Source organism: Albidovulum sp. (assembly GCF_049646345.1).
GTDB lineage: Bacteria > Pseudomonadota > Alphaproteobacteria > Rhodobacterales > Rhodobacteraceae > Albidovulum.
The window spans coordinates 1-7,313 of sequence record NZ_JBARVQ010000438.1; the positions used below are offsets into that span (position 1 = coordinate 1).

A 7,313-nucleotide genomic window follows, 5' to 3' on the forward strand; every position below is an offset into this window, starting at 1 on the left:
CCTGCAACCGGATCGCGATGCCGGGATAGTCGCCCTCATAGTCGATGGGCACGCGGCGGCCGAGCGGGGTTTCGAAATGCGCAGGTGCGAGGCGGTCGAGAAGCTGTAGCTGTTCCCATGTGAGCGCGCCCCGGAGCGGTTCGGTAAGGTTGATCCCGCGCAAGTCCCCCTCGGTTCGTTTGCCGCCGAGATGCGGCAGGAGCCAGCCTTCGGCCCGATCCATCAGCGCGGCGTCGGTGAAATCGGGCAGGTCGGCACCTTCATGGCGCAACAGCTCCACCCGCGCGCGGAAACGACGCGCGGGTTCGGACCAAGTGAGGCCGATCTGGCGCAAACCGTCCAGCGCCGCGCGGGCCATCGCATCGCTGTCAGCGTCGGGCCAGTGCCGGTCATCAAGGATCAGCGCGCCAAGGCGTTCCTGTCTGCGCGCCACCACACGCCCCTCGCGCCGCGACCATTCGCAGACATCCTGCCAGGCGATCTGATCGCCAAAGAGGCGGCGGAGCGAGGCTTCACAGATCGCGATGCCCTGCCGGATCTTCGCCTCGCGCGGATCGCCGTCAAGGTCGGTGGCGATGAGCAGCCGTTCCGCGCCCAAAGGATCGGCCTCATGCGCGACCGCCCCTTTGCCGCCCGACAGCACATAACGCGGCGCATCGCCCTTGCGGCGCAGACCGATCCGGTCGGGATAGGCGAGCGCAGCCATCTCGGCTGGGCTGAAGGTCTCGCTGACGGGCTTTGCCATGCGCGTCAGACGGCGTGCCTCTGTGCGGATGCGTTCGACCGTGCCCCGGTCCACCCGGTGGGGATGGTCGGCCTCATATCCTTTGGGATCACGGATCGCGGCAAGACGCAGGGTCAGGTCAGAGGGCGCACCGCGCAACGGATCGCGTTCAGCGAGAAGGGCGGCGAGTGTCGCGGCCTCCGGCCCAGCCGTCAGCAGCATGTGGCCGAGACGCGGATGCAGCGGCAGAGCCGCCAAAGCCTTGCCATGATCGGTGATCCGCCCTGCCCCGTCGAACGCGCCGAGTGCGGTCAGAAGCGCCCGCGCCTCGCTCAGCGCCGGGCCAGGCGGCGGGGTGAGAAAGGCAAGCCCCGCACCGTCCGAACCCCAGAGCGCCAGTTCGAGTGCCAGACCAGAAAGGTCGGCAGCCTCAATCTCGGCAGGCGGGAAAGGGGCCATGCCGCCCTCCTCTCCCCTGGTCCAGAGCCGGTAGCAGGTGCCTTCGGCCACACGTCCCGCCCGGCCCCGCCGCTGTTCGGCCTCGGCCTTGGTCACGCGCTCCGTCACCAGCCGCGACATGCCGGAAGATGGATCGAAACGGGCGCGGCGCGCGCGACCGGCATCGATGACGACACGGATATCCTCGATCGTCAGCGAGGTTTCGGCAATCGCGGTGGCCAGCACCACTTTGCGGCCCTCGCGCGCGGGCGCGATTGCCGCACGCTGGGCGGCAAAATCCATCGCGCCGAATAGGGGCCGGACAACGCAATCTTCGGGCAGGCGTCCCTTCAACAGGCTTTCAACGCGCCGGATTTCGCCCTCACCCGGCAGGAAGACAAGGATGCCACCTTGCGTCTCTTCCGCCGCTTGCGCCACCAACCCGGCGACAGCGGGTTCGAACCTCATCGACTTGTCGACGGGGCGGGGCAGCCAGCGGGTCTCAACCGGAAATGCGCGGCCTTCGGAGGTGATGACGGGGGCCTCATCAAGCATCGCCGCAACGGGCGCGGCATCGAGCGTCGCCGACATGGCGAGGATCAGAAGGTCGGGGCGCAAAGCCTGCCGCACTTCCCATGTCAGCGCGAGGCCCAGATCGGCATTGAGCGAGCGTTCGTGAAATTCGTCGAAAATCACCACGCCAATGCCGGACAGCTCCGGGTCGGACTGGATCATCCGGGTCAGGATGCCTTCGGTCACGACCTCAATCCGGGTCGCCTTGGACACTTTCGCCTCGCCCCGGATGCGGTAGCCCACCGTCTGCCCCACACTTTCGCCCAAGGTTTCAGCCATCCGTTCGGCAGCCGCGCGGGCCGCCAGACGGCGGGGTTCCAGCATGAAGATGCGACCAGATGTCAGCCCGGCCTCAAGCATGGCCAAGGGCACGCGCGTCGTCTTGCCCGCACCGGGAGGGGCCTGCAAGACAGCCCGGCCGTTGCGCGTCAGCGCATCGGTCAGCGCGGGCAGCGCCTCATCTATCGGTAAACGGTCTTTCACATCGGCGCTTATCGCCGTTTCAGACTGCCATTGCCATAGAGTGTGTCCATCGACACCTCGACCACCCGCATCATACCGTCACCCGCGGGTTCCAGATGCATGGTGAAGGGGAAACGGCTTTTCTCTTTCATCTCTTTTTTCGAGAAGCCTTCAAGACGGCGGTATTCTCCGGGACAGGAAATACCCTCATCCTTCGGCTGTGGATCGCCCAGCACCACCTGACTGCGGCGCTTTCCGTCGAACATGTAGACGGCCAGATTGCAGGCCTGATCCTCGGGGACATCCCGCAATGCAGCATAAAGCGCGGTCAGGGGGTCAAGCGTGCCGCCCTGAGAGGCCGGATCGACACCGCGATCCTTCTTCTTGCGGGGCGGGTTGTACTTTTTCACCTGTGGGACGCCGGAACTGTATTCCATCACCGATTGCGACTGGCGCTTGCCCGTGTCGGCATCTTCTTCGTAAAGGGCGGGCCTGAAGCGGCCATCCGAAATGCTGCCACGCGACCGCGCATCATAGCGGACCTTCTTGACCAGCGCGACGAGCCCCCCCGACTTCAGAACGCCGGATGCCGCATAGCTCTGCCCCTTGATCGCACCCGAGACGGACAGGGTGCCAGCATAGATGCCTTTCAGGGTCAGATCGAAAACGGCGCTGTCTGTCTGGTCGGCCTCAGCCGTGGTCAGACCCATCATCAGGGCCAGAAGAGGTCCGCAAAACCTGCGGGAAGCAATCGTCATTGGTCTGCTCGCATTCTTTTTTACCGCCGAGGCTCTGGACATCGGCGCATATGAACAGGCAAGAAAACCCCCGTGAGGTCAATTCACAAACCCGTTCCGTCAGCGAAAGGCCGCCAGTTGCGTAACATCGAGTTGAACGAGCTTGCGGCGCAGGTCGCGGCCGGGGATCGCCGCGCGCTGGCCCGCGCGATCACGCTGGTGGAAAGCCGGCGCGAGGATCACCGCGCCGATGCGGCGGCGCTGCTGGACGCACTCGGGAGTGAGCGGCAGGCGCTGAGGATCGGCCTTTCCGGCACGCCCGGCGTCGGCAAATCGAGTTTCATCGAAGCCTTCGGCACGATGCTGACAGGACAGGGAAAGAAGGTCGCGGTACTGGCCGTCGACCCCTCCTCGGCCCGTTCGGGCGGGTCGATCCTTGGCGACAAGACACGGATGGAGCGGTTGTCGCGCGACCCTAACGCCTTCATCCGCCCGTCGCCCAGCCAGACCCATCTGGGCGGCGTCGCCCGGCGCACGCGCGAGGCGGTGGCCTTGTGCGAGGCGGCAGGCTTCGACGTGGTGATCGTCGAAACCGTCGGTGTCGGGCAATCCGAGACGGTGGTCGCCGAGATGGCGGACCTTTTCGTCCTTCTTCTGGCCCCGGCGGGGGGGGACGAATTGCAGGGCGTCAAGCGCGGCATCATGGAGATGGCGGACCTGATCCTTGTGAACAAGGCCGACGGCGCGCTGAAGGACACGGCGACGCGGACCTGTGCCGATTATGCGGGCGCGCTAAGGCTGCTCAGACGGCGGCCACAGGACCCCGAGGGGTTTCCCAAGGCGATGTGCGTATCGGCGGCCGAGGGAACCGGGCTGGAAACAGCCTGGGCGGAAATGCAGTCCCTTATGGTCTGGCGGCGCGAAAACGGGCATTTTGACGGGCGACGGGCCGAACAGGCCCGGCATTGGTTCGAAGAAGAAGTGCGGCAGGGCCTTTTGGCGCGGCTCACCTCGGAACCGCAGATGAAGGCGCGGATGGATGAGCTTGGCCGCTCTGTCGCCGCCGGTCAGGCAGCGCCGGTTGCAGCGGCAGCGGCAATGCTGAACGATCTTCGCGGTCAGCGCGACTGAGTGTTGCCGCAACCGGCATGGACGACAGATGAGGCACAACATGAGAATCGCGACGTCTGCCTACCCTCTGGACTGGTTCGACGACTGGTCGGGATATGAGGCGAAACTCTCCGCCTGGGTTGCCGAAGCTGCGGGACACGGGGCAGAGCTGCTGGTCTTTCCAGAATACGGCGCGATGGAGCTGGCCTCGCTCGGCGGGGCCGCGGTTGCGGGCGACATTCAGGAGGCGTTGCACGAGGTAAGCCGGCACAAACCGGCATCAGACGCGCTGCATGCCCGCCTTGCCGCACATTACGGGGTGCATATCCTTTCGGCTTCGGGGCCCGTCTTTGGCCTGCCGCATGCAGCCGGTCGACCTGTCAACCGGGCCAGCCTCTTCGGCCCCAATGGACTGATCGGTCATCAGGACAAGGCAATGATGACCCGCTGGGAACGCGACGGCTGGCACATCGTGCCGGGCGACGGGTTGCAGGTCTTCGACACCGATCTTGGCCGGATTGGCATCCTGATCTGCTATGACAGTGAATTTCCCCTGCTCGGCCGGGCTTTGGCCGAGGCCGGGGTCGAGATCCTGCTGGTTCCTTCGGCGACCGAGGCCCTGGCGGGCTTTACCCGGGTGCGCGTCGGCGCGATGGCGCGAGCGCTCGAAAACCAGCTTGTCGCGGTTCATGCGCCCGTCGTGGGCACGGCACCCTGGTGCTACGGGATGGAGGAAAATACCGGTTCCGCCTCGATCTACGGCCCACCGGACCGAGGCTTTCCCGCGACAGGGATCCTTGCCGAAGGCCCGCTTGGCCAACCCGGTTGGGTCTATGCCGATATCTCCCGCGCGGCCATTGCCGAGGTCCGCGCCGATGGTGGTGTCCTCAACCTTGCACACTGGCCGGAACAGGTGCCACAACTCGCACGCGTCACACTCCACGGCAAAAACCGAGAAATCGCTTGATATCCCGGCCCATCGGGCGCATTTAACGCGCGCCCGGGCAGGTGGCCCGGGGAAAAGAACAATGGAGTGACCATGGCCAAGGAAGAAGGACTCGAATTTCCGGGCGTCGTGAAGGAACTCCTGCCAAACGCGACATTCCGGGTCGAGCTCGAAAACGGCCATGAGATCATCGCGACAATGGCAGGAAAGATGCGCAAGAACCGCATCCGCGTTCTGGCGGGTGACAAGGTTCAGGTGACGATGACGCCCTATGATCTGACCAAGGGGCGGATCAATTACCGCTTCAAGTAAGACGAACGCTCGGCGCCCTCGTGTTATTGACGCGCAGATTCGCGCGTTTGCCCGTGAGAACATGTTCGATCCGCCGAGGTTTGTTGCTGCCCGCACGTTGAATGGTTCGCGGGAAGCCGCGTGCCACTTGAACGCTTTGAAAGCAGTTGATGCTTGGGGCGGAGAGGCAGTTACGGGATGGGCGATCTGGCAATGGCAGAAGGTTATGCTCCAAGCGGAGCATCATTGCGTTTGGAAAGACGTTTCTGGGCGATTGTTCGATGTAACCCCACAGCGCTGTGGCGAGGCGAAAATAGTCTTCTGCGTGGATTCATCCGCATCGTTTGATCCATCTGGGCGCTCACGTCGAGATAACGTGCGCAAGAACATTTCGGACATGCCGGAAGTCGACTCGTTGATCTCACTTGAGGCTGCCAAACGAAAGCTCATGATGAGCGATTGTTGGTTCGAGGGAGACCAACTGGTCTGCCGTTACGACGAAATTGCGGTTGCGGCACTTCAGGACAATATTGAACTGCTAACTAGCGTTATCGTGGAAAGGGTTGGGATATGGCCCGCTTAATCCTAGGATCGGGCAGCCCGCGCCGCCGCGAACTTTTGGCGCAGCTTGGGCTGACCCCGGACGACATCCGCGCCCCCGATATTGACGAAACGCCCCTGAAAGGCGAATTGCCCCGCCCCTATTGCGAGCGCATGGCACGGGAAAAGGCAGCCGCCGTCACGGCAGCGCCCGATGAAGTCGTCCTGTGCGCCGACACCACTGTCGCCCTCGGCCGCCGGATCCTCGGCAAGCCCGAAAGTGCTGGTGAGGCGGCGGAGTTTCTGCTGAAACTCTCGGGCCGCCGTCACCGGGTCATCACCGCCGTTGCAGTGAAACGCGGCGCCAGGCTCTGGCAGCGCAGCGTTGAGACGGTGGTGAAGGTCAAGGCGCTCTCGGATGTGGAGATCAACGCCTATCTTGCAAGCGATGAATGGCAGGGCAAGGCCGGGGGCTACGGCATTCAGGGCCGGTTCGGCGCGTTCATCCCCTGGCTTCAGGGGTCCTTTACCGGGGTTGTCGGCCTGCCGGTTGCGGAAACCGCGCATCTTCTTGAAGCTGCCGGGATCGACATTCACGGAGTTGAGGCATGAAGGGCCGGGTCGTTGTTCTGGGCCGCTATCACGGGCGTGAAGCCGCCGCTCTGGTCGTTGACGGCCAGTTGCAGGATCTGCTGATCGAGGCAGGCGAGGACGCAGGCTTTGCCCCCGGCGCGATCTTGCGCGGGGTGCTCGACCGGCAGATGAAGGGTCAGGGCGGCGCTTTCGTCAAGCTGCCGGGCGGCCAGAAGGGCTTTCTGCGCGAAACCAAAGGGCTTGCCCCCGGACAGGCGGTCATCGTTCAGGTGTCGGGTCATGCCGAAGCGGGCAAGGCCCTGCCGGTGACGATGCGGCTGCTCTTCAAGGGGCGTCTGGCCATCGTCACACCCTCTGCCCCCGGCCTCAACATCTCGCGCCGGATCCGCGAGGCCGAGGACCGCGCGCGGCTGGAGGCCTTGGCCGCAACCGGCATGCAAGGCTCGGAATTCGGACTGATCCTGCGATCTGCCACCGCCTTGGCCGAAGACGGTGAAATCGCCGAAGAAATCACACGGATGCGGGACCTGGCCGAAGCCGTCACGGCCGACCTTAGCGGCGGGCCAGAACTGCTCGTCGACGCGGCAGGGCCGCATGAGGAAGCCGCACGCGACTGGTCCGAACCCGCCCCCGATGAGGTCGCCGAGGGGGCCGACGCCTTCGCCCGCCACGGGGTAGAGGAGATGATCGATGCAGTTCTGACCCCGGTCGTGAAACTGCCGGGTGGGGCCAACATGGCCATCGAACCGACCCGCGCGCTGGTTGCGGTCGACGTCAATACCGGCCCCGACACCTCGCCCGCCGCCAGCCTCAAGGCCAATATCGCCGCCGCCCGCGACCTACCGCGCCAATTGCGCCTGCGGGGCCTTGGCGGCCAGATCACCGTTGATTTCGCCCC

8 protein-coding genes are annotated in these 7,313 nt (G+C 64.8%); 6 read left to right on the forward strand and 2 right to left on the reverse strand.

What is annotated here, in order from left to right; genetic code table 11:
• Positions 1–2,218, reverse strand: a 2,218-nt coding sequence (hrpB, locus tag WBB85_RS11000; protein ID WP_432638662.1) for an ATP-dependent helicase HrpB, incomplete at its 3' end; no start/stop codon positions are given.
• A gap of 8 nt (positions 2,219–2,226) precedes the next feature.
• Positions 2,227–2,955 (reverse strand): DUF3108 domain-containing protein, encoded by a 729-nt coding sequence (locus WBB85_RS11005; protein ID WP_432638663.1) that lies wholly within the window; start codon positions 2,953–2,955, stop codon positions 2,227–2,229.
• Between the two features lie 126 nt (positions 2,956–3,081).
• Here WBB85_RS11005 and meaB point away from each other — a divergent pair, with 126 nt between their 5' ends.
• From meaB to WBB85_RS11035, 6 genes are all read left to right on the forward strand, one after another.
• Positions 3,082–4,065, forward strand: coding sequence for a methylmalonyl Co-A mutase-associated GTPase MeaB (gene meaB, locus WBB85_RS11010; protein ID WP_432638668.1), 984 nt, complete (start codon positions 3,082–3,084; stop codon positions 4,063–4,065).
• 40 nt (positions 4,066–4,105) lie between these two features.
• Positions 4,106–5,011, forward strand: coding sequence for a carbon-nitrogen hydrolase family protein (locus WBB85_RS11015; RefSeq protein ID WP_432638664.1), 906 nt, complete (start codon positions 4,106–4,108; stop codon positions 5,009–5,011).
• A 72-nt stretch (positions 5,012–5,083) separates the two neighbouring features.
• Positions 5,084–5,302, forward strand: a complete 219-nt coding sequence (gene infA, locus WBB85_RS11020; protein WP_105513450.1) for a translation initiation factor IF-1 — start codon at positions 5,084–5,086, stop codon at positions 5,300–5,302.
• Positions 5,303–5,363: 61 nt separating this feature from the next.
• Positions 5,364–5,864 (forward strand): hypothetical protein, encoded by a 501-nt coding sequence (locus tag WBB85_RS11025; RefSeq protein ID WP_432638665.1) that lies wholly within the window; start codon positions 5,364–5,366, stop codon positions 5,862–5,864.
• On the forward strand, positions 5,852–6,433 hold the full coding sequence (locus WBB85_RS11030) for a Maf family protein (RefSeq protein WP_432638666.1): 582 nt from the start codon (positions 5,852–5,854) through the stop codon (positions 6,431–6,433). Before WBB85_RS11025 ends, WBB85_RS11030 begins: the two co-directional genes overlap by 13 nt.
• Positions 6,430–7,313, forward strand: an 884-nt coding sequence (locus tag WBB85_RS11035) for a ribonuclease E/G (RefSeq protein WP_432638667.1), incomplete at its 3' end; no start/stop codon positions are given. The genes WBB85_RS11030 and WBB85_RS11035, both read left to right, overlap by 4 nt.